Annotated in this window: 21 protein-coding genes; 15 read left to right on the top strand and 6 right to left on the bottom strand. The window is 56.6% G+C overall.

What is annotated here, in order from left to right:
* Positions 1-37: 37 nt before the first annotated feature.
* The gene (gene malE, locus GY169_RS22005; RefSeq protein WP_163447549.1) at positions 38-1,228 is read right to left on the bottom strand and encodes a maltose/maltodextrin ABC transporter substrate-binding protein MalE; all 1,191 of its coding nucleotides are present in this window, start codon (positions 1,226-1,228) and stop codon (positions 38-40) included.
* A 371-nt stretch (positions 1,229-1,599) separates the two neighbouring features.
* Between malE and malK the strand changes: the two genes are divergently transcribed.
* The 5 genes from malK (at position 1,600) to ubiA (ending at position 6,805) form a co-directional block, all read left to right on the top strand.
* On the top strand, positions 1,600-2,709 hold the full coding sequence (malK, locus tag GY169_RS22000; RefSeq protein ID WP_167577122.1) for a maltose/maltodextrin ABC transporter ATP-binding protein MalK: 1,110 nt from the start codon (positions 1,600-1,602) through the stop codon (positions 2,707-2,709).
* Between the two features lie 101 nt (positions 2,710-2,810).
* The gene (locus tag GY169_RS21995) at positions 2,811-4,136 is read left to right on the top strand and encodes a maltoporin (RefSeq protein ID WP_163447548.1); all 1,326 of its coding nucleotides are present in this window, start codon (positions 2,811-2,813) and stop codon (positions 4,134-4,136) included.
* A gap of 114 nt (positions 4,137-4,250) precedes the next feature.
* Positions 4,251-5,195 (top strand): maltose operon protein MalM, encoded by a 945-nt coding sequence (gene malM, locus GY169_RS21990; protein ID WP_167577121.1) that lies wholly within the window; start codon positions 4,251-4,253, stop codon positions 5,193-5,195.
* A gap of 225 nt (positions 5,196-5,420) precedes the next feature.
* A complete protein-coding gene (gene ubiC / locus GY169_RS21985) occupies positions 5,421-5,918 on the top strand; it encodes a chorismate lyase (protein ID WP_167577120.1) in 498 nt (165 codons plus the stop codon).
* A gap of 14 nt (positions 5,919-5,932) precedes the next feature.
* Entirely contained in the window at positions 5,933-6,805 is an 873-nt protein-coding gene (gene ubiA / locus GY169_RS21980; protein ID WP_167577119.1) for a 4-hydroxybenzoate octaprenyltransferase, read from the top strand.
* 80 nt (positions 6,806-6,885) lie between these two features.
* Here ubiA and plsB read toward each other — a convergent pair whose 3' ends face one another.
* Positions 6,886-9,315: a glycerol-3-phosphate 1-O-acyltransferase PlsB gene (gene plsB / locus GY169_RS21975; RefSeq protein WP_167577118.1), complete on the bottom strand. Its 2,430-nt coding sequence runs from the start codon at positions 9,313-9,315 to the stop codon at positions 6,886-6,888.
* A gap of 128 nt (positions 9,316-9,443) precedes the next feature.
* On the opposite strand from plsB, the gene GY169_RS21970 reads away from it, so the two are divergent.
* From GY169_RS21970 to GY169_RS21955, 4 genes are all read left to right on the top strand, one after another.
* Entirely contained in the window at positions 9,444-9,812 is a 369-nt protein-coding gene (locus tag GY169_RS21970; RefSeq protein ID WP_167577117.1) for a diacylglycerol kinase, read from the top strand.
* Positions 9,813-9,911: 99 nt separating this feature from the next.
* The gene (lexA, locus tag GY169_RS21965) at positions 9,912-10,520 is read left to right on the top strand and encodes a transcriptional repressor LexA (RefSeq protein WP_064546646.1); all 609 of its coding nucleotides are present in this window, start codon (positions 9,912-9,914) and stop codon (positions 10,518-10,520) included.
* 68 nt (positions 10,521-10,588) lie between these two features.
* Positions 10,589-11,908, top strand: a complete 1,320-nt coding sequence (gene dinF, locus GY169_RS21960; RefSeq protein ID WP_167577116.1) for an MATE family efflux transporter DinF — start codon at positions 10,589-10,591, stop codon at positions 11,906-11,908.
* 126 nt (positions 11,909-12,034) lie between these two features.
* A complete protein-coding gene (locus tag GY169_RS21955) occupies positions 12,035-12,244 on the top strand; it encodes a CsbD family protein (RefSeq protein ID WP_064546650.1) in 210 nt (69 codons plus the stop codon).
* 53 nt (positions 12,245-12,297) lie between these two features.
* Here the strand turns inward: GY169_RS21955 and zur are convergent, their stop codons facing one another.
* Entirely contained in the window at positions 12,298-12,813 is a 516-nt protein-coding gene (gene zur / locus GY169_RS21950; RefSeq protein ID WP_163447542.1) for a zinc uptake transcriptional repressor Zur, read from the bottom strand.
* 125 nt (positions 12,814-12,938) lie between these two features.
* On the opposite strand from zur, the gene GY169_RS21945 reads away from it, so the two are divergent.
* On the top strand, positions 12,939-13,427 hold the full coding sequence (locus GY169_RS21945; RefSeq protein WP_064546654.1) for a cupin domain-containing protein: 489 nt from the start codon (positions 12,939-12,941) through the stop codon (positions 13,425-13,427).
* Between the two features lie 172 nt (positions 13,428-13,599).
* On the top strand, positions 13,600-14,847 hold the full coding sequence (locus GY169_RS21940) for a conjugal transfer protein TraF (RefSeq protein WP_163447541.1): 1,248 nt from the start codon (positions 13,600-13,602) through the stop codon (positions 14,845-14,847).
* A 50-nt stretch (positions 14,848-14,897) separates the two neighbouring features.
* On the opposite strand, the gene GY169_RS21935 is transcribed toward GY169_RS21940, so the two are convergent.
* Both GY169_RS21935 and GY169_RS21930 read right to left on the bottom strand, forming a co-directional pair.
* Positions 14,898-15,233 carry a type II toxin-antitoxin system HicB family antitoxin gene (locus tag GY169_RS21935; RefSeq protein WP_223803487.1) on the bottom strand — a complete coding sequence of 112 codons (336 nt, stop codon included), beginning with the start codon at positions 15,231-15,233 and terminating at the stop codon, positions 14,898-14,900.
* Positions 15,230-15,493 carry a type II toxin-antitoxin system HicA family toxin gene (locus GY169_RS21930; RefSeq protein WP_163447540.1) on the bottom strand — a complete coding sequence of 88 codons (264 nt, stop codon included), beginning with the start codon at positions 15,491-15,493 and terminating at the stop codon, positions 15,230-15,232. The genes GY169_RS21935 and GY169_RS21930 overlap by 4 nt, the downstream gene beginning before the upstream one ends.
* A gap of 137 nt (positions 15,494-15,630) precedes the next feature.
* On the opposite strand from GY169_RS21930, the gene dusA reads away from it, so the two are divergent.
* Together dusA and pspG are read left to right on the top strand one after the other, a co-directional pair.
* Positions 15,631-16,629: a tRNA dihydrouridine(20/20a) synthase DusA gene (gene dusA / locus GY169_RS21925; protein ID WP_167577115.1), complete on the top strand. Its 999-nt coding sequence runs from the start codon at positions 15,631-15,633 to the stop codon at positions 16,627-16,629.
* A 142-nt stretch (positions 16,630-16,771) separates the two neighbouring features.
* Positions 16,772-17,011, top strand: coding sequence for an envelope stress response protein PspG (gene pspG / locus GY169_RS21920; RefSeq protein WP_163447538.1), 240 nt, complete (start codon positions 16,772-16,774; stop codon positions 17,009-17,011).
* Positions 17,012-17,183: 172 nt separating this feature from the next.
* On the opposite strand, the gene GY169_RS21915 is transcribed toward pspG, so the two are convergent.
* Positions 17,184-18,167 (bottom strand): quinone oxidoreductase, encoded by a 984-nt coding sequence (locus GY169_RS21915; protein WP_163447537.1) that lies wholly within the window; start codon positions 18,165-18,167, stop codon positions 17,184-17,186.
* 66 nt (positions 18,168-18,233) lie between these two features.
* Between GY169_RS21915 and dnaB the strand changes: the two genes are divergently transcribed.
* The gene (gene dnaB / locus GY169_RS21910) at positions 18,234-19,649 is read left to right on the top strand and encodes a replicative DNA helicase (RefSeq protein ID WP_064546665.1); all 1,416 of its coding nucleotides are present in this window, start codon (positions 18,234-18,236) and stop codon (positions 19,647-19,649) included.
* A gap of 37 nt (positions 19,650-19,686) precedes the next feature.
* Entirely contained in the window at positions 19,687-20,766 is a 1,080-nt protein-coding gene (alr, locus tag GY169_RS21905; protein WP_167577114.1) for an alanine racemase, read from the top strand.
* Positions 20,767-20,768 lie beyond the last annotated feature (2 nt).

Raw genomic sequence — 20,768 nt, 5'->3', positions numbered from 1 at the left:
AGTGTTTCCCTCTCACCGGGAGAGGGAACGACAGGCATTACTTGGTGATACGACCCTGTGCATCTTTCAGCGCAGCATCGACGGTCTGACGACCGCTGGCGGCGTTGATCACTGCGGTACGAACGGCATACCAGAATGCAGACATCTGCGGGATGTTCGGCATGATTTCGCCTTTCTGGGCGTTATCCATGGTGGCCGCAATACGCGGGTCTTTCGCTAACTGATCCTGGAAGGATTTCAGCGCCACGGCGCCCAGCGGTTTGTCCTTGTTCACTGCATCCAGACCCTGGTCGGTCAGCAGGTAGTTTTCGAGGAACTCTTTCGCCAGCTCTTTGTTCGGGCTCGCGGCGTTGATGCCGGCGCTCAGAACGCCAACGAACGGTTTAGACGGCTTGCCTTTGAAGGTTGGCAGCAGCGTTACGCCGTAGTTCACCTTGCTCTTATCGATGTTGGACCACGCCCACGGACCGTTGATGGTCATCGCGGTGTCGCCTTTGTTGAAGGCTGCTTCAGCGATGGAGTAGTCGGTATCCGCGTTCATGTGTTTGTTTTTGATCAGGTCAACCAGGAAGGTCAGGCCCGCTTTCGCGCCAGCGCTATCAACGCCGACATCTTTCACATCGTACTTGCCGTTTTCAAACTTGAACGCGTAACCGCCGTCGGCGGCAATCAGCGGCCAGGTGAAGTACGGTTCTTGCAGGTTGAACATCAGCGCGGATTTACCTTTCGCCTTCAGCTCTTTATCCAGCGCCGGGATTTCTTCCCAGGTTTTCGGCGGGTTCGGTACGAGGTCTTTGTTGTAAATCAGAGACAGCGCTTCGACCGCGATGGGGTAAGCAATCAGCTTGCCGTTGTAGCGCACTGCATCCCAGGTGAACGGGTAGAGTTTGTCCTGGAACGCTTTGTCCGGCGTCACTTCCGCCAGCAGGCCAGACTGCGCGTAGCCGCCGAAACGGTCATGCGCCCAGAAGATGATGTCCGGGCCGTCGCCGGTTGCCGCAACCTGCGGGAATTTTTCTTCCAGCTTATCCGGGTGTTCTACGGTCACTTTAATGCCCGTATCTTTTTCAAATTTCTTACCGACCTCGGCCAGGCCGTTATAGCCCTTGTCGCCGTTAATCCAGATAACCAGTTTTCCCTCTTCGATTTTTGCCAAAGCCGAGGCGGAAAACATCATCGTAGTCAATGCGGACAGCGCGAGGATGCGAGCGCCAGTTTTGATTTTCATATATCCCGTCCTTTCCAGGTGATGTACTTGTGGATACACAGAGGTGGTTTAACATCGATGAGTTTCCTTTTTTAGCAACCCCTTTCCATCCTCCTGACCTCTACGCCCTCGGGGCTATTAGTGTGATCGCCATAACATAAATCCCAGTTATGCGTCCTGGCGCACAAAAAAAAGCGCCGTTTTTTGTCGCCCCCATCACGATTTTAGTCCTGACCCGATGTCATCGGGGGCAGAGCGCGCCTTCTCATCCTCCCGTCTCCTCCCCCATAAAAAACAAGGGGGGTGGAGGATTCCCCTCAATGATGTGTAAGGCATAGTCAGCCCATCTTGAATGTGTCTGTTGGTGACAAGTTGTAACGAGGGAGAAGGGCATGGCGAACGTACAGCTACGCAATGTAACGAAAGCCTGGGGCGACGTGGTGGTATCAAAAGATATCAACCTTGATATCCAGGAAGGGGAGTTCGTGGTGTTTGTCGGGCCATCAGGCTGCGGTAAATCTACGCTGCTGCGTATGATCGCAGGCCTCGAAACCATCACCAGCGGCGATCTGATGATCGGCGATACCCGCATGAACGACGTACCGCCAGCCGAGCGCGGCGTGGGGATGGTGTTCCAGTCCTACGCGTTATATCCCCATCTGTCCGTTGCTGAAAATATGTCCTTTGGCCTGAAGCTGGCTGGCGCGAAAAAAGACGTGATTAACCAGCGCGTGACCCAGGTTTCTGAAGTACTGCAGTTAGCCCATCTGCTGGAACGTAAACCAAAGGCGCTGTCCGGCGGCCAGCGTCAGCGCGTGGCGATTGGTCGTACGCTGGTTGCCGAACCGCGCGTATTCCTGCTCGATGAACCCCTTTCTAACCTCGACGCTGCGCTGCGCGTACAGATGCGTATTGAAATTTCCCGCCTGCACAAACGTCTGGGCCGCACGATGATTTACGTCACCCACGATCAGGTCGAAGCGATGACGCTGGCCGACAAAATTGTGGTGCTCGACGCCGGCCGCGTGGCGCAGGTCGGTAAACCTCTCGAGCTGTACCACTACCCGGCTGACCGTTTCGTCGCGGGCTTTATCGGCTCGCCGAAGATGAACTTCCTGCCGGTGAAAGTCACTGCCACCGCCATCGATCAGGTGCAGGTCGAGCTGCCGAACCGTCAGCAGATTTGGCTGCCAGTCGAGAGTAACAACGTGCAGGTTGGCGCCAACATGTCGCTGGGCATTCGCCCGGAGCACCTGATGCCGAGCCACATCGCCGATGTGACGCTGGAAGGCGTGGTGCATGTTGTCGAGCAGCTGGGCAACGAAACACAAATTCATATCCAGATCCCTGCCATCCGTCAAAACCTGGTTTACCGCCAGAACGACGTGGTGTTGGTCGAAGAGGGAGCCACATTCGCCATCGGCTTGCCGCCAGAGCGCTGCCATCTGTTCCGTGAAGATGGCACCGCATGTCGTCGGCTGCATAAAGAGCTCGGCGTTTAAACGTCCCATAACAAAGCAAACAGGCAGCCCCCACGCCGCCAGCGATAAGGCGATACAGGGGCGAAATGTTGAAAAGAAAAGCAATGATCTCAGGAGATAGAATGATGATTACTCTGCGCAAACTCCCCGTGGCGGTTGCCGTCGCAGCAGGCATTATGTCTGCTCAGGCAATGGCCGTAGATTTTCATGGCTACGCGCGTTCTGGCATTGGCTGGACGGGTAGCGGTGGCGAACAACAGTGTTTCCAGGCAACCGGTGCACAAAGTAAATACCGTCTTGGTAACGAATGTGAAACCTATGCTGAAATTAAATTAGGCCAGGAAGTGTGGAAAGAGGGCGATAAGAGCTTCTACTTCGACACCAACGTGGCTTACTCCGTTGCACAGCAGAACGACTGGGAAGCAACCGACCCGGCGTTCCGTGAAGCGAACGTCCAGGGTAAAAACCTGATTGAATGGCTGCCAGGTTCCACCATCTGGGCCGGTAAGCGCTTCTATCAGCGTCATGACGTTCACATGATCGACTTCTACTACTGGGATATCTCGGGTCCTGGTGCCGGTATCGAAAACATCGACCTGGGCTTCGGTAAACTGTCTCTGGCAGCAACCCGTTCTCAGGAAGCGGGTGGTTCTTACATCTTCACCAGCAATGATATTTACAGCAAATACAAAGACACAGCGAACGACGTATTCGACGTCCGTTTAGCCGGTCTGGAAACCAACCCGGACGGCGTGCTGGAGTTGGGTGTTGACTACGGTCGTGCTAACAAAACCGACGGTTACAGCTTTGCTGACGGCGCAACCAAAGACGGCTGGATGTTCACCGCTGAACATACCCAGAGCATGTTGAAAGGCTACAACAAGTTTGTTGTTCAGTACGCCACTGACGCCATGACCACGCAGGGTAAAGGTCTGTCTCAGGGCTCTTTCACCGGCAACGACTATGACAAAGACGCAGAAATCGGTGCGGTAGATAACAAGATCAATAACAACGGCGACATGTGGCGTGTACTTGATCACGGCGCAATCTCCCTCGGTGAGAAAGTTGACCTGATGTACGTCGGTATGTACCAGAATATCGACCGTGATGATGGCAACGGCACCAAGTGGTGGACCGTCGGTGTGCGTCCTATGTACAAATGGACGCCAATCATGAGCACCCTGATGGAAGTGGGCTACGACAACGTTAAGTCGCAGAAAACCGGCGACACCAACAACCAGTACAAAATCACCCTGGCGCAACAGTGGCAGGCTGGCGACAGCATCTGGTCCCGTCCGGCCATCCGCGTATTCGCAACCTATGCGAAGTGGGATGAGAAATGGGGTTACGACAACGGTATCGCTTACAAAGATACCAGCGCGAAAACCTACAGCCGCGGCGACAACGATGAGTGGTCCTTCGGTGCCCAGATGGAAATCTGGTGGTAATTCAGCATTAACCTGACGTAACAACCGACGAGGGGCGCAAGCCCCTCTGTTCCTTGAGGTTTAGCGCGCTATTGCCTGGCTACCGCTAGAACCACGCTTTCTGAGGTCATCATAATGAAAATGAAAAAAAGTCTCGTTGCTCTCTGCTTATCCGCTGGATTAATGGCGAGCGTCCCGGGCATTAGCCTCGCTGACGTCAACTACGTGCCGCAAAATACCAGCGCCGCGCCGACCATCCCGACCGCTGCCCTCCAGCAGCTGACCTGGACGCCGGTCGATCAATCTAAAGTTCAATCCACCCAAATTTCCACCGGTGGTCAAAGCCTGAACGTTCCGGGAATCACCGGCAACGTCGTAGCCTACAGCGTTCCCGCCAACATTGGCGAGCTGACGCTGACCCTGACCAGCGAAGTGAACAAACAAACCAGCGTATTTGCGCCGAACGTGCTGATTCTTGACCAGAATATGACGCCTTCTGCGTTCTTCCCAAGCAGCTACTTCACCTACCAGGAGCCTGGCGTGATGAGCGCCGACCGTCTGGAAGGGGTGATGCGCCTGACGCCGGCGCTGGGCCAGCAAAAACTCTATGTTCTGGTGTTTACCACCGAGAAAGATCTCCAGCAAACCACAACGCTGCTGGATCCGGCAAAAGCCTATGCCAAAGGCACCGGTAACGCGGTGCCGGATATTCCTGACCCGATCGCTAAACACACCACCGACGGTCTGGTGAAGCTGAAGGTGAAAACCAACAGCAGCTCCAGCGTTCTGGTCGGCCCGCTGTTTGGCTCTTCCGGCCCGGCTCCGGTCACTGTCGGCAACACGGCGGCACCGGTTGCCAGCGCACCCGCAGCGGCCCCGGTCGTGGCGCCAGTTGCGGCTCCGGCAGCGAAAACTGAACCGATGCTCGACGATACGGAAAGCTACTTCAACAACGGGATTAAACAGGCCGTGGCGAAAGGGGATATCGACAAAGCCCTGAAACTGATGAATGAAGCCGAACGCCTGGGATCTAAATCTGCTCGTTCCACCTTTATCGGCGCTGTAAAAGGCAAGGGGTAAGTTCTCCCCGCAGCGCCGATGTTTAGGCGAAGCCTTTCGGTGTGCCCTGTCGGGCACACCTTTTTTATACGCTTCATCCTTCAAGCTGCGATGATGAACGGCATATAGCGCAAAGCAAACTGTTGCACTGCTGTTGCGCTAATGATCGTATTTGACCATTACTGCACCCCCTCCCGCGGCTTTCTGCGATACAATGGCGAAACGCTTTGTATTGGAGAGACAGGCATGTCGCACCCTGCACTGACGCAACTGCGCGCGCTGCGCTATTTTGACGTCATTCCCCCGCTTGAACCCACTCAGCGCGACTGGCTGATGCTGGAAGATTCGATGACCAAACGGTTTGAGCAGTATGGGAAACCGGTTAGCGTAACGCTTTTAAACGAAGCGTTTGTCAGTCGCGATGCGCTGGTAGAAGAACAACACCTGTTGCCAGAAGAGTCTCGCTATTGGTTGCGAGAAATATTATTGTGCGTCGGCGGTGAGCCGTGGCTTGCCGGGCGCACCGTGGTGCCAGAGTCGACCCTCTGTGGGCCGGAGCTGGCGCTACAAAACCTGGGGCAGACGCCGCTGGGTCGTTATCTGTTTACGTCGTCGACGCTGACGCGAGACTTTATTGAGATAGGCCGTCATGATGCGCTGTGGGGGCGTCGTTCCCGTCTCCGCCTGAGCGGTAAACCGCTGCTGTTAACCGAGCTGTTTTTACCGGCATCGCCGCTGTACTAAGAGGAAGAAGAAGAATGGAGTGGAGTCTGAAGCAGAACAAGCTACTGGCTTACCATCGACTGATGCGTACGGATAAACCGATCGGCGCGCTGCTGCTGCTGTGGCCGACGCTGTGGGCACTGTGGGTCGCCTCTCCGGGCGTACCGCCGCTGTGGATCCTGGCGGTGTTTGTGGCGGGCGTCTGGCTGATGCGCGCCGCAGGCTGCGTGGTCAACGATTATGCGGATCGTAAATTCGACGGCCACGTGAAACGCACGGCCAACCGTCCGCTGCCGAGCGGCGCGGTCACGGAGAAAGAGGCCCGTACGTTGTTTATCGTGCTGGTGGCGCTCTCTTTCCTGCTGGTGCTGACGCTCAACACGATGACCATTCTGTTGTCGGTGGCGGCGCTGGCGCTGGCCTGGGTTTACCCGTTTATGAAGCGTTATACCCACCTGCCGCAGGTGGTGCTGGGGGCGGCGTTTGGCTGGTCAATTCCGATGGCCTTCGCGGCGGTCAGCGAGTCACTGCCGCTGAGCTGCTGGCTGATGCTGCTGGCGAATATTTTGTGGGCGGTGGCCTATGATACCCAGTATGCGATGGTTGACCGTGATGATGACGTGAAGATTGGCATCAAATCCACGGCGATTCTGTTCGGCGATAACGACCGTCTGATTATTGGTATCCTGCAGGCGTGCGTGCTGGGGCTGATGGTGCTTATCGGCTGGTTGAACGGCCTGCACTGGGAGTTTTACTGGTCAATCCTGATTGCCAGCGCGCTGTTCGTCTACCAACAGAAGCTGATCCGCCACCGCGAGCGTGGGCCGTGCTTCCAGGCGTTTATGAACAATAACTACGTGGGTCTGGTGCTGTTTATTGGGCTGGCGATGAGCTACTGGCAGTTCTGAGTTTGGCATGAAACTTTCGCCTGGCCGGCATCCAATAAGCGAATAAAAAAATCCCCGGTAGAGACCGGGGATTTTTGTTTTTACTGTGCCGCCTCTTCCTGCGTCACGCTCTCGATCGTCAAGCGCACATCCGAGGTAATCAGGCCCGCCATCATCTGGTAAACCTTCATCGTCTCTTCCGGCTCGGCGTCGCCGCTGTCGCTGATATAGCCCTCATCGCGGAGCGTCAGTACCAGCGACGAGAACACCGCTTTATCAAAGAACTCCGGCGAGTTGATGCCGTGCAGCACCGACAGACGCTGCGCCAGCGTACGGCTCTCTTTCTCCAGCGTACTGCGGTTCATCGACGGGTTGCCGCTCAGCAGCCAGAAGGTGATCGCGTAGCGTTGCAGCGTCTCGCGCGCCCCGGCCGCCAGCAGTTGAAGCGTGCGGGAGTGTGACGCGTTGATGCGCAGCTCGCCGTTCTGCTCGGTAATCAGCGCCTGACGCGCCATTTCGGCGATCAGCGTATCAATGACTGCCGGCAGCTCTTCACGGGTCCAGCGCAGGAACAGCTCGGCTTTCAGCATCGGATACAGCGTTTCGATCATACTCAACACCTGGTCACGGGAGATCTGGCGATGTTGAGTCATGATGGTGGCCAGCAGCGACGGCATAATCAGCATGTGCGCGATGTTGTTACGGTAGTACGTCATCAGCACCGCCTGCTCGCGCGGCAGAATGATGATGTCGCCGATGGTGTCTTTCTCGACTTCGAACTTGTTCATCTGCAGCGCGTGGTCGATAAGCTCGCTGGCGGAGGCTTTTGGCGCGGTGGCATCCGGCGCGTACGGCGCGTTACGCATTAACGCCAGGTAGCATTCCAGCTGCTGCGTCAGCTGTTCGCGGGTCAGCGAACGCTGGCGAGAGGCCAGCAGCGCGGTGCAACACAGGTTCATGGCGTTGGCGGCACCGGCGTTGTTAATGCGCACCATCAGCTCGCCCGCCAGTTTGTTGACGGTCGGCGTCAGCCACGCCGGGCGTACGGCTTCGATCGGGTCGATCGACTCGCGCCACTCCGGCACGTGGTGGTTCAGGTAGGTCATCAGCGGCATCGGTTCGCCGAAGTTGACGTAGCCCTGGCCGAGATTACGCAGCTTGCTCAGCCCGCGCAGCATCTGCGGCAGGCTCTCTTTCTCTTTGGTCGCGCCGCGCAGCTCTTTGGCGTAGGTACCCACTTCCATCACGTGCTCGTAGCCGATGTAAATCGGCACTAACGTAATCGGGCGAGTCCCGCCGCGCAGCATAGCCTGAATGGTCATCGACAGGGTGCCGGTTTTCGGATCCAGCAGACGGCCGGTACGGGAACGACCGCCTTCCACGAAGTATTCAACGGAATAGCCGCGGCTAAACAGCTCGCCGAGGTATTCGCGGAACACCGTGGAGTACAGCTTGTTGCCCTTGAAGGTACGGCGGATAAAGAATGCGCCCAGGCGACGGAAAATCGGGCCGGCTGGCCAGAAGTTCAGGTTGATACCGGCGGCAATGTGCGGCGGCACCAGCCCCTGGTGATAGAGCACGTAAGAGAGCAGCAGGTAGTCCATATGGCTACGGTGGCAGGGCACGTAGACGATTTCATGGCCGTCGTGCGCCAGCTGGCGTACGCGCTCGGCGTTATGGACGTTAATCCCCTGATACAGACGGTTCCAGGTAAAGCTGAGGATACGGTCGGTGAGGCGAATCATCTCGTAGGAGAAGTTCGCCGCAATCTCTTCCATCAGCGCAATGGCGTTTTGCTGCGCCTTCTCGTGCGAGATTTTCTTACTGCGCGCTTCGTCTTCTACCGCCTTAGCGATGGCTTTCGAAGCCAGCAGCTTCTTGAACAGATCGTGACGCGCCGGCAGACGCGGGCCAACCGCCGCCAGGCGCTGACGGGCAAAGTGCATACGCGCGACGCGTGCCAGCTTCTGAGCAATGATTTTGTCCGTGCCGTGTTCGTCGGCCATGCGGCGCAGCGAAACGGACGGCGAGAAACGCACGAAACTATCGCGGCCCAGCCAGGAGACGGCGAAGAATTTCTGGAAGCCGTTGAGCATCCGCAGCGGCGGGTTTTCCTCGCCTTTTTCGCGGCCAGGGGAGCGCCCGAACATCACGGAGACCGGCACCATTTGCACATCCAGATCCGGATTGCTGCGGTGCAGATCGAGATAGTCGTGGAACAGCTTGATCGACTCTTCTTTCGGCGTGTAGTAGGTGAACACGCGCGGGCCGCCGTGGATAAACACGTAGCGCGGCAGCAGGGTGCCGTCGATTTCCAGCGGTTCAAGCGGATCGGGTAAATCGTGCGCCAGACATTGGGCGCGCAGCGTCAGCAGGTCGGCCTTAGAATTATAAGGCAGGACGTACATAATCGGACGCGAGGTATCAAGCCCTAATTCCTGTGCAGGCTCTGCGGGAATAGACTTGCTTTTTACCAGTACGCTTAATGGTAAATTCAGTAATTTGTAGTAAATTCGTGGCCAGCCGGACATAAACGATGTAAAGCCTCTGGTTAATCATGCAAATGCGCGGCAAGAATATCAGAAAGTCAGCAGAATTTCTGTTCTACCGCTTCATAACACGCATTGTCATTGACGTAATAACAAAAAAGGTTCTTGAGATGGCCAATAATACCACCGGGCTCACCCGAATCATCAAAGCAGCGGGCTATTCCTGGAAAGGATTTCGCGCGGCGTGGATCAACGAAGCCGCGTTCCGCCAGGAGGGTGTCGCGTCGGTGCTGGCGATTATTATCGCCTGCTGGCTGGATGTCGACGCGATTACGCGCGTGCTGCTCATCGGCTCCGTCCTGTTGGTGATGATAGTGGAAATTCTCAATAGTGCACTGGAAGCGGTGGTGGACCGTATCGGCTCCGAATACCACGAGCTGTCCGGGCGGGCAAAAGATATGGGATCGGCGGCGGTGCTGCTGGCGATTTGCGTCGCGCTGATCACCTGGGGCACGCTGCTGTGGGCGCATTTCCACTAAAGCTGTGAAAACTACCTGATTTCGTGCGTTTTATGGTTTCAAAATAAACACTAGCTGTATATACTCACAGCATAACTGTATATACACCCAGGGGGCGGAATGAAAGCGTTAACGACCAGGCAGCAAGAGGTGTTTGATCTCATCCGGGATCACATCAGCCAAACGGGCATGCCGCCGACGCGTGCGGAAATTGCTCAGCGCTTGGGGTTCCGTTCCCCAAACGCGGCTGAAGAGCACCTGAAAGCGCTGGCGCGTAAAGGTGTCATTGAGATTGTCTCCGGCGCTTCTCGCGGTATCCGCCTCCTGGTGGAAGAAGAAGAAGGTCTGCCGCTGGTAGGCCGCGTCGCGGCGGGCGAACCGTTGCTGGCGCAGCAGCATATCGAAGGCCATTACCAGGTTGACCCGTCGCTGTTCAAACCGAGTGCCGACTTCCTGCTGCGCGTTAGCGGCATGTCGATGAAAGATATCGGGATTATGGACGGCGACCTGCTCGCGGTGCATAAGACTCAGGACGTACGTAACGGCCAGGTCGTTGTCGCGCGCATCGACGAAGAAGTCACGGTCAAACGCCTGAAAAAACAGGGTAACGTCGTCGAACTGCTGCCAGAAAACAGCGAATTTAAGCCGATCGTGGTGGATCTGCGTCAGCAGAATTTCTCCATTGAAGGGCTGGCCGTTGGCGTTATCCGCAACGGCGAATGGCTGTAAAAACTCCCCCTCTCTAATGGCTGCGATACATCCGCTTTCGCAGCCTTTTTTCGTTCTGGTTGATACCCATGTCGCTACTCACTTCCGCTGATAAAGCGCTGTGGCGCCTTGCGCTACCGATGATCTTCTCCAACATTACCGTGCCTCTGCTGGGTCTGGTCGATACCGCCGTGATCGGTCACCTGGACAGCCCCGTCTATCTGGGCGGTGTGGCTATCGGGGCAACGGCGACCAGCTTCCTGTTTATGCTGCTGCTATTTCTACGCATGAGCACAACCGGCCTGACGGCGCAGGCCTTTGGCGCGAAAAACCCGCAGGCGCTGGCACGCGCGCTGGTGCAACCGTTGATGCTGGCGCTGGGCGCCGGGTTGCTCATCATCCTGTTCAAAACGCCGCTGATTAACCTGGCGCTGTCTATCGTCGGCGGCAGCGGTGAGGTGTTAGAACAGGCGCGCCGCTTCCTCGCCATTCGCTGGCTCAGCGCGCCTGCTTCCCTGGCGAACCTGGTCCTGCTGGGTTGGCTACTGGGCGTGCAGTACGCCCGCGCGCCGGTGGTGCTGCTCGTGGTGGGGAATGTGCTGAACATTGTGCTCGACCTGTGGCTGGTGATGGGTCTGCACATGAACGTGCAAGGCGCGGCGCTCGCCACCGCCATTGCCGAATACGCCACGCTGCTGGTCGGACTGGGAATGGTACACAAAGTGATGGCGATGCGCGGCATCTCCTGGGCGATGCTGAAAACCGCCTGGCGCGGCAACATCCGCCGCCTGCTGGCGCTCAACCGCGACATTATGTTGCGTTCCCTGCTGTTACAGCTGTGCTTCGGCGCGGTGACCGTCTTCGGCGCGCGTCTGGGCGGCGAGGTGGTGGCAGTGAATGCGGTGCTGATGACCATGCTCACTTTCACCGCCTATGCGCTGGATGGTTTCGCTTATGCGGTGGAGGCCCACTCAGGTCAGGCATATGGCGCGCGCGATGGCAGCAAACTGCTTGAGGTCTGGCGCGCCGCGTGTCGTCAGGCGGGCGTAGTGGCGCTGGCTTTTGCGCTGGTATACGCCGTGTTTGGCGAAAATATTGTCGCGCTGCTCACCTCGTTACCCGAGCTACAGCAACTGGCCGACCGCTACGTGCTGTGGCAAGTGGTGCTGCCGGTGATTGGCGTCTGGTGTTATCTGCTGGACGGCATGTTTATCGGCGCCACGCGAGGCGCCGAGATGCGCAACAGTATGGCGGTCGCCGCCGCCGGTTTTGCGCTGACGCTGCTGGCACTGCCGGTGCTTGGCAACCATGGGCTGTGGCTGGCGTTGGCCGTTTTCCTCGCGCTGCGCGGCCTGTCGCTGGCGTATATCTGGCGTCGCCACTGGCGAAATGACAGCTGGTTTTCCTGATGTGATGGTTAAAGATTCCGAATAGTGAATCATGCTCAGAATGACTGACTACAATTAACCTCACGCTTAGCGAAAAAGAGTTCACACTCTCTCGCTATTCATTCACTGACGATCGAGGATTCAATGATGAATAAAGACGAAGTCGGCGGTAACTGGAAGCAGCTTAAAGGTAAAGTGAAAGAGCAATGGGGCAAACTGACCGATGATGACATCACGGTGATCGAAGGTAAACGCGATCAGCTGGTCGGTAAAATCCAGGAACGTTATGGATACGCAAAAGATCAGGCGGAAAAAGAGGTGGATAGCTGGGATAAACGGCACAATCACCGCTGGTAACGCACTCCTCCTGCCCATGCGTACAAGGAGGTACGCTCCCCATCAATCCCGCGTTAGCGGGATTTCTTTTTAATATGAATCGTATGGTCGTGATGGCAATGTTCATGCGCGCGACAGGCTTCAACTTCCACGCAGGCGGAACACAGCCCGTGCGCTTCAATGACGTTGTGGCGCAGCGCAAAGCCCATCTTTGCTGCCAGCGTATGCATGATGTCCTCAACGCCTTCCGCACACTCTTCTTTCACCACGCCGCAGCGATCGCAGATAAACATTGCGGAGGTGTGGGTCGGCTGATCGAACAGGTGGCACAGCACGTAGCTGTTAGCAGACTCGACCTTGTGCACGAAGCCCTGCTCAAGCAGAAACTCCAGCGCGCGGTAGACGGTTGGCGGCTTGGCCTGCGGTTCTTTCTCACGCAGCAGATCCAGCAGGTCATAGGCGCTGATTGCCCCTTCCTGCAGACTCATCAGGCGCAACACTTCGAGACGTTGCGGAGTCAGGCGCACGCCGCGTTGCGCGCACAGCTTTTCAGCTTGCGCTAACAGTTCTTGCGTGGTGGTCTTATCCATTGGCGTCCTCAGGTTACGGGGAAATAAACCCCTACTTTACCATGTTATGCCGGAAACGCCGAGTTTCCACAGGTGTGCTATAGCTGTGTTATAGCAGGTGCACTTCACACTCAGGATGAAAAATGATGAAAAGACCCGACTGTATTCGCCATTGGCACGATGTTGAAGGACCGGATGACTCTACCTATCCCGACAGCGATGAGCGCTTCTCCATCGGCGCGCCGCTGGCTCGTGCGCTGGGGCTGAGACATCTTGGTATTCACCACGAGCGCTTGCCGCCAGGCCGACGCACTTCCTATCCGCATGCCGAGAGCGACGAAGAGGAGTTTATCTACGTGCTGGAAGGTTATCCGCAGGCATGGATTAACGGCTATCTGTGGAAGCTGGAACCCGGCGACAGCGTGGGCTTTCCGGCAGGAACCGGCGTTTGCCATACCTTTATCAACAATACGTCAGAAGAGGTCCGGCTGCTGGTGGTGGGGGAAGCCAATAAAAAACATAACCGGATTTACTACCCGCTAAACGCCTCTTATGCCGTCACGCGTGACGATCGCTGGGTGGACCATCCGCCGCAGTTTTTTGGCCCGCACGATGGAAAACCTGGGCGAAATTAGCCTCTTCTTCTATAAAGATTAGAGCGCTTATTAAAAATAAAGATAACCGAAGAAAATTTCAGTTAGGGGAACAAGACGCTTTTTCCCTCGCTATTCACAGCAACAGTTCGTCTCCATCCAGGTGATAACGGGTGGAGGGTTGTTTCATTACAGACAATAAGACGAGCGTACTGTGAATAAAAAAGACAAATTTTCGCTGATGGGGGTGGCTGTCTCCTTTTTTGTAGCGGGACAGGCAGGGGCGGCAAATGGTTGGTCGGAAGCCCGTAACGATGCGATGGGCGGCACGGGCGTGGCCTCTGCGAACTACGGCAGCGGCGTGTTAATTAACCCGGCGCTACTGGCAAAGGCAAAACCGGATGACGATATCACGCTGATTGTGCCGTCAATTGGCGCGCAGATCTCCGATAAGGACGATCTGCGCAACAAAATCGACGACATCAGCGATGATGTTAACAACTACCGGCGGGTGCTGCGCACGATGAATCCCGTCGATCTTCTCAATCCCAATAGCGCGGCATCCCGGCAAGTTTCGGTCGCGGCGGGGGATCTGGCGGATCAGCTCTCCTCGTTAAAGGGCAAGACGGCGAACGCTAAAGCCGGTGCGGGGTTGGCGATCAGCATTCCAAACGATGTGCTGGACGTTGCTTTCGTTACCAAAGCCAGCGCCAGAGCGCGGGTCAGTTCCTATATCGATCAGGGCGATATCAACCTGCTGCGCGGCGTTGAAGCGGTGCCGTTAAGTGCGATTGGCGTCAATCCGCAGGATTTGAAGTCTCAGGGCTATGGCCGTGCGGCTATCGTGTCCGACTATGGTGTGGCGATTGCCCGTCAGTTCGACCTCGGCGGTGTGCCGGTTTCGCTGGGCGTGACGCCAAAACTGCAGCAAACCTGGCTCTATAACTACACCGTGTCGATCTACAACTTCAGCAGCGACGACATCAACAGCAGCCGCTATCGCAACGATGATACCGGCTTTAACGTTGACGCCGGGGTGGCCGCTGATTTTGGTGATAACTGGACGGTGGGCTTAAGCGGACAAAACCTCTTCTCGCGCGATATCGACACCAAAGAGGTGGCTGGCGTACGCGATACGTATCAGATTCGCCCGCTGGTGACCGCAGGCGTAGCCTGGCATACCGATCTTGTGACCTTAAGCGCCGATGGTGATTTGACGGAAACCAAGGGCTTTAAAAGTGAAGATACGTCGCAGTACGTCGGCGTTGGCGCGGAAGTACGTCCGCTGGACTGGCTGGCGGTGCGCGCGGGTTACCGTGCTGATGTAAAAAATAACGACAGCAACGTCTTTACCGGCGGCGTCGGCTTTGCGCCCTTTAACCGGGTGCACGTCGACCTGATGGGGCTGTACGGCGAAGACCAAACCTGGGGCGCAGGGGCGCAGCTCAGCGTCACGTTCTAACCAACGACCTTGTAGGCCTGATGGCGCTGCGCGTATCAGGCCTACATCGGCTAACCGTGGGCCGCTCTGGAAAGAGTATCGTTAATCCACTGATTGACGCTCTTGCCAGAAACTTCTGCGGCGATATTGATGGCCGAATGCACTTCGGGAGAGATGCGCAGGCTGATTTTGCCACTGGCCGGACGTAAGGGTTCACGCCCTTGCTCTTTGCAGTAAGCAATATAATCATCCACCGCTTCTTCGAAGGCTTTACGCAGATCTGCTACGTTATCGGCGTGGAAACCAATGACATCTCTGATCCCCGCAACGCGACCGATAAAGCACATGTCTTCGTCACTGTAATCGATTTTTGCGGCATAGCCTTTATACGTCATGGTATTCATCATGGAGTCACTCCTACTGCGATAAGAAATGCCATTGCATCGCGAACCTGATAAACCTTGGCTTCCTTGTCAGGATGAGGGCGATGGAACGAGGCCACCACCTGATTGATTTCGAATCGTACCCGGGATCCCTGTCCTTCTGAAACTTTTGCACCTAAAGCAATAAATAATGCTTCAATTTTTCGCCACTCCAGCGTGGCTGGTGTGGGCATTGAGAAGATCATCCGTAACGTTCTTTGGTGCCTGGCATTAAGTGATTTCATGCCAATTAATCCTTTGTCATGTTGGCCACCGGACAAGGTGATGATATCATTTTTTGATATCACGGCAAGGTGGATCGTATCCCCTCTTTGTCTGTGCTATAGTGGCCGCCCTTTTTTCGGATGCTTAAATAATCGCCATGCTGTCAGAATCTTCGACTCCCGCTTTTGCTGCTCACCGTTTCTCCATCGCGCCGATGCTCGACTGGACCGACAGGCACTGTCGCTACTTCCTGCGACTGCTGTCTCAGCACACGCTGCTGTATACCGAAATGGTCACCACCGGGGCGATTATTCACGGCAAGGGCGACTACCTGGCGTATAGCGAAGAAGAGCATCCGGTGGCATTGCAGCTGGGTGGCAGCGACCCGGCGGCGCTGGCGCACTGCGCGAAGCTGGCGCAGGAGCGCGGCTACGATGAAATCAACCTTAACGTCGGTTGTCCGTCGGATCGCGTACAGAACGGCATGTTTGGCGCTTGCCTGATGGGCAACGCCCAACTGGTTGCTGATTGCGTAAAGGCGATGCGTGACGTGGTCTCTATCCCGGTCACGGTCAAAACCCGTATCGGTATTGACGACCAGGACAGCTACGAATTCCTCTGCGATTTCATCAACACGGTCTCTGGCCGCGGCGAGTGCGATATGTTTATTATCCACGCCCGCAAAGCCTGGCTCTCTGGCCTGAGCCCGAAAGAGAACCGCGAAATCCCACCGCTGGACTATCCGCGCGTTTATCAACTGAAAAAAGACTTCCCGCATCTGACGATGTCGATCAACGGCGGTATCAAGTCGCTGGATGAGGCGAAGGCGCATTTGGCGCATATGGATGGCGTGATGGTGGGCCGCGAAGCCTATCAGAACCCGGGTATTCTGGCCTCCGTGGATCGCGAGATCTTTGGCGCTACCGACGTGGATGCCGACCCGGTGGCGGTGGTGCGGGCGATGTATCCGTACATTGAGCGCGAGCTGAGCAACGGCACTTATCTGGGCCATATCACCCGCCATATGCTGGGGCTGTTCCAGGGCATTCCAGGAGCGCGCCAGTGGCGTCGCTACCTGAGTGAAAACGCCCATAAGGCGGGTGCTGATATCAACGTGCTGGAGCACGCGCTCAAGCTGGTGGCCGATAAGCGCTAATTATTTCGCTAAAACCTGGTCAAATTCACCACGCCTCGCTCATTGTAGCGGGGCGTTTTTATTGATAATCAATAAGTTAAATTTGGCACGTTTCTTGTAATAGTCAGCTCAGAGAAAAAGTGATTTCCGGGAGAGAGCAACCATGCTGGAACTGTTATTTGTGATTGGATTTTTCGTGATGCTGTTGGTGACGGGGATTTCCCTGCTCGGCATTATCGCCGCGCTGGTGGTGGCGACGGTATTGATGTTCGTCGGTGGCCTGTTTGCTATTATGCTTAAGCTACTGCCCTGGCTTATCCTGGCGGTGGCGGCGGTGTGGATCATCCGGGCGATTAATGCGCCAAAAAATCCGCCGTACCGCGGCAATTACCGGAGGTATTGAGGGGTGTGTCACAACCTCAATAATTTTGCATAAATCTCCGTAGGATTCGCGTAATAAATCTGTCACTATTGCCGCCGATAACGAATTCATCGAGCTGTACCCTACATACAGCCGAACTAAAAAAAGAAAGGGCTTCCTACGGGAAGCCCTAGTCTTTTGTGCGACCGGAACGTTATGGAATCAACAGGCTTGAACCCTGCGTAGCCCGGCTCTCCAGAATCTCATGCGCGCGACGCGCCTCCTTCAGCGGATACTTCTGACTCTCCGCGACGTCCACCTTGATAATGCCGCTGGCGATCAGCGAGAACAGCTCGTGGCTGGCCTCTTTCAGCTCGTCGTAGGTGGTGATGTAGCCGTAGAGGGAAGGGCGCGTAACAAACAGGGAGCCTTTCTGGTTGAGGATCCCCAGATTGACGCCGGTCACCGGCCCGGACGAGTTGCCGAAGCTCACCATCAGCCCACGGCGTTGCAGGCAGTCCAGCGACGCTTCCCAGGTATCTTTGCCTACCGAGTCGTACACCACCGGCAGCTTTTTCCCACCGGTTATCTCTTTCACCCGTTCGGCGATGTTCTCTTCGCGGTAGTTAATCACCTGCCATGCGCCCGCCTGTAACGCGCGCTGCGCTTTCTCCGCGCTACCGACGGTGCCGATAAGCTTCGCGCCCAGCGCCTTGGCCCACTGGCAGGCAATCAGCCCTACGCCGCCCGCTGCCGCGTGGAACAAGAACGGTTCGCCGGGTTTGATTTCGTAGGTTTTGCGCAGCAGATAGTAGACGGTTAACCCCTTGAGGAAGGAGGCGGCGGCCTGCTCAAAGGAGATAGCCGCCGGGAGCAGGGCCACTTTATCCGCCGCGACGTTGTGCACCGAGCTGTAAGCGCCAAGGCCGGACTGCGCATACACCACGCGATCGCCCGCTTTAACGTGTTTAACGTTGCTGCCTACCTGGCTGACCACGCCCGCGGCTTCGGTGCCCAGGCCGCTTGGCAGCGACGGCGGCGGGTAGAGTCCGCTGCGGATGTAGGTATCGATGTAGTTGATGCCAATCGCTTTGTTTTCCACCTGCACTTCGTTCTCGGCAGGTGCATTGGGGGTGAATTCGACGGCGTTCAGCACTTCCGGGCCGCCATGTTTGCTAAACTCAATACGGGTTGCCATGCTTCCTCCTGAACAATTATGTGGTAATCTTTCGACCCACTCTTTATCTCGGTAATACCATTCACTATGGCAGCAAATAAACCCTTCAACAAACCGCAAGCCGAACCTCGCGTCCGCGATTTTCAGGTAGACGGGCTGAAAGTACCGCCGCACTCGATTGAAGCGGAACAATCGGTGTTGGGCGGTTTGATGCTGGATAACGAGCGCTGGGACGATGTCGCCGAGCGTGTTGTCGCAGAAGATTTTTATACCCGCCCGCACCGCCATATCTTTACGGAGATGGGGCGTTTGCAGGAGGGCGGCAGCCCAATTGACCTGATTACGCTCGCGGAATCGCTGGAGCGGCAGGGGCAACTGGACAGCGTGGGCGGATTCGCCTATCTGGCAGAACTGTCAAAAAACACGCCAAGTGCGGCGAACATCAGTGCCTACGCCGATATCGTGCGCGAACGTGCCGTTGTCCGCGAAATGATCGCCGTGGCCAACGAAATCGCCGAAGCGGGTTTCGATCCGCAGGGACGTACCAGCGAAGACCTGCTGGATCTCGCGGAGTCTCGCGTTTTTAAAATCGCCGAAAGCCGCGCGAATAAAGACGAAGGCCCGAAAAACATTACTGAAGTGCTCGACGCCACCGTCGCGCGTATCGAGCAATTGTTCCAGCAGCCGCACGACGGTGTGACTGGCGTGAACACCGGCTATGACGATCTCAACAAGAAAACCGCCGGTCTCCAGCCGTCGGATCTGATTATCGTCGCTGCGCGTCCGTCGATGGGTAAAACGACATTTGCGATGAACCTCGTCGAAAACGCGGCGATGTTGCAGGATAAGCCGGTTCTGATCTTCAGTCTCGAAATGCCATCTGAACAGATTATGATGCGTTCCCTGGCGTCGCTGTCGCGCGTGGACCAGACCCGCATCCGTACCGGCCAGCTCGACGACGAAGACTGGGCGCGCATCTCCGGCACCATGGGGATTCTGCTGGAAAAGCGAAACATCTACATTGATGACTCCTCCGGCCTGACGCCGACGGAAGTGCGCTCCCGCGCGCGCCGTATTGCCCGTGAACACGGCGGCATTGGCCTTATCATGATCGACTACCTCCAACTGATGCGCGTGCCGTCGCTCTCTGACAACCGTACGCTGGAAATTGCCGAAATTTCCCGTTCTCTCAAAGCATTAGCTAAAGAGTTGCACGTGCCGGTGGTGGCGCTGTCGCAGCTTAACCGCTCTCTGGAACAGCGTGCGGATAAACGTCCGGTCAACTCCGACCTGCGTGAATCCGGCTCCATCGAGCAGGATGCCGACTTAATCATGTTCATCTACCGTGATGAGGTTTATCACGAGAACAGTGACTTAAAAGGCATCGCCGAGATCATTATCGGTAAACAGCGTAACGGCCCAATCGGCACAGTTCGCCTGACGTTTAACGGTCAATGGTCACGCTTCGATAATTACGCGGGCCCGCAGTACGACGACGAATAACAACATCGATTAAGCAAACACTTATCAAGGAACACAAATGCAAGCGGCAACTGTAGTCATTAACCGCCGCGCTCTGCGACACAACCTGCAACGTCTGCGTGAACTGGCGCCTGCCAGCAAGCTGGTTGCGGTGGTGAAAGCGAACGCTTACGGACACGGCCTCCTCGAGACCGCGCGAACGCTCCCCGACGCCGATGCTTTTGGCGTTGCCCGTCTTGAAGAGGCACTGCGCCTGCGTGAGGGCGGCATTACTCAGCCGATCCTGCTACTGGAAGGCTTCTTCAACGCGACTGACCTACCGACGATTGCCGGGCAGCACCTGCACACCGCCGTGCATAACATCGAACAGCTTGAAGCGCTGGAAACCGCCGCGTTGAGCGAGCCGGTGACCGTCTGGATGAAGCTTGATACCGGCATGCACCGCCTGGGCGTGCGCCCGGAACAGGCGGAAGCCTTCTATCAGCGCCTGAGCGCCTGCAAAAACGTCCGCCAGCCGGTGAACATTGTCAGCCACTTTGCCCGCGCCGATGAGCCGGACTGTGGAGCCACCGAGCGACAGCTGGATATTTTTACCACCTTTACCGAAGGCAAGCCGGGGTTGCGCTCTATCGCAGCGTCGGGCGGCATTCTGCTGTGGCCGCAGTCACATTTCGACTGGGCGCGCCCCGGCATTATCCTCTACGGCGTATCGCCGCTGGAGCAGAAGCCGTGGGGGCCGGATTTCGGCATGCAGCCGGTGATGTCGCTCACTTCCAGCCTGATTGCCGTGCGCGAACACAAAGCGGGTGAGCCGGTTGGCTACGGCGGCACCTGGGTCAGCGAACGCGATACCCGTCTGGGCGTGGTGGCGATGGGCTACGGTGACGGCTACCCGCGAGCCGCGCCGTCCGGTACGCCGGTGTTGGTGAATGGCCGCGAAGTGCCGATTGTTGGCCGCGTGGCGATGGACATGATCTGCGTCGATTTAGGCCCGCAGGCACAGGACAAAACCGGTGATACGGTCATTCTGTGGGGCGAAGGTCTGCCGGTTGAACGCATCGCGGAAATTACGAAAGTAAGTGCTTACGAACTTATTACGCGCCTGACCTCGCGGGTGGCGATGAAGTATATCGATTAAGC

This window comes from Kluyvera genomosp. 3 (genome assembly GCF_011765685.1).
Lineage (GTDB): Bacteria > Pseudomonadota > Gammaproteobacteria > Enterobacterales > Enterobacteriaceae > Kluyvera > Kluyvera georgiana_A.
Note: the sequence above shows the minus strand (reverse complement) of the source record. Positions and strands in the feature narration are given on the sequence as shown.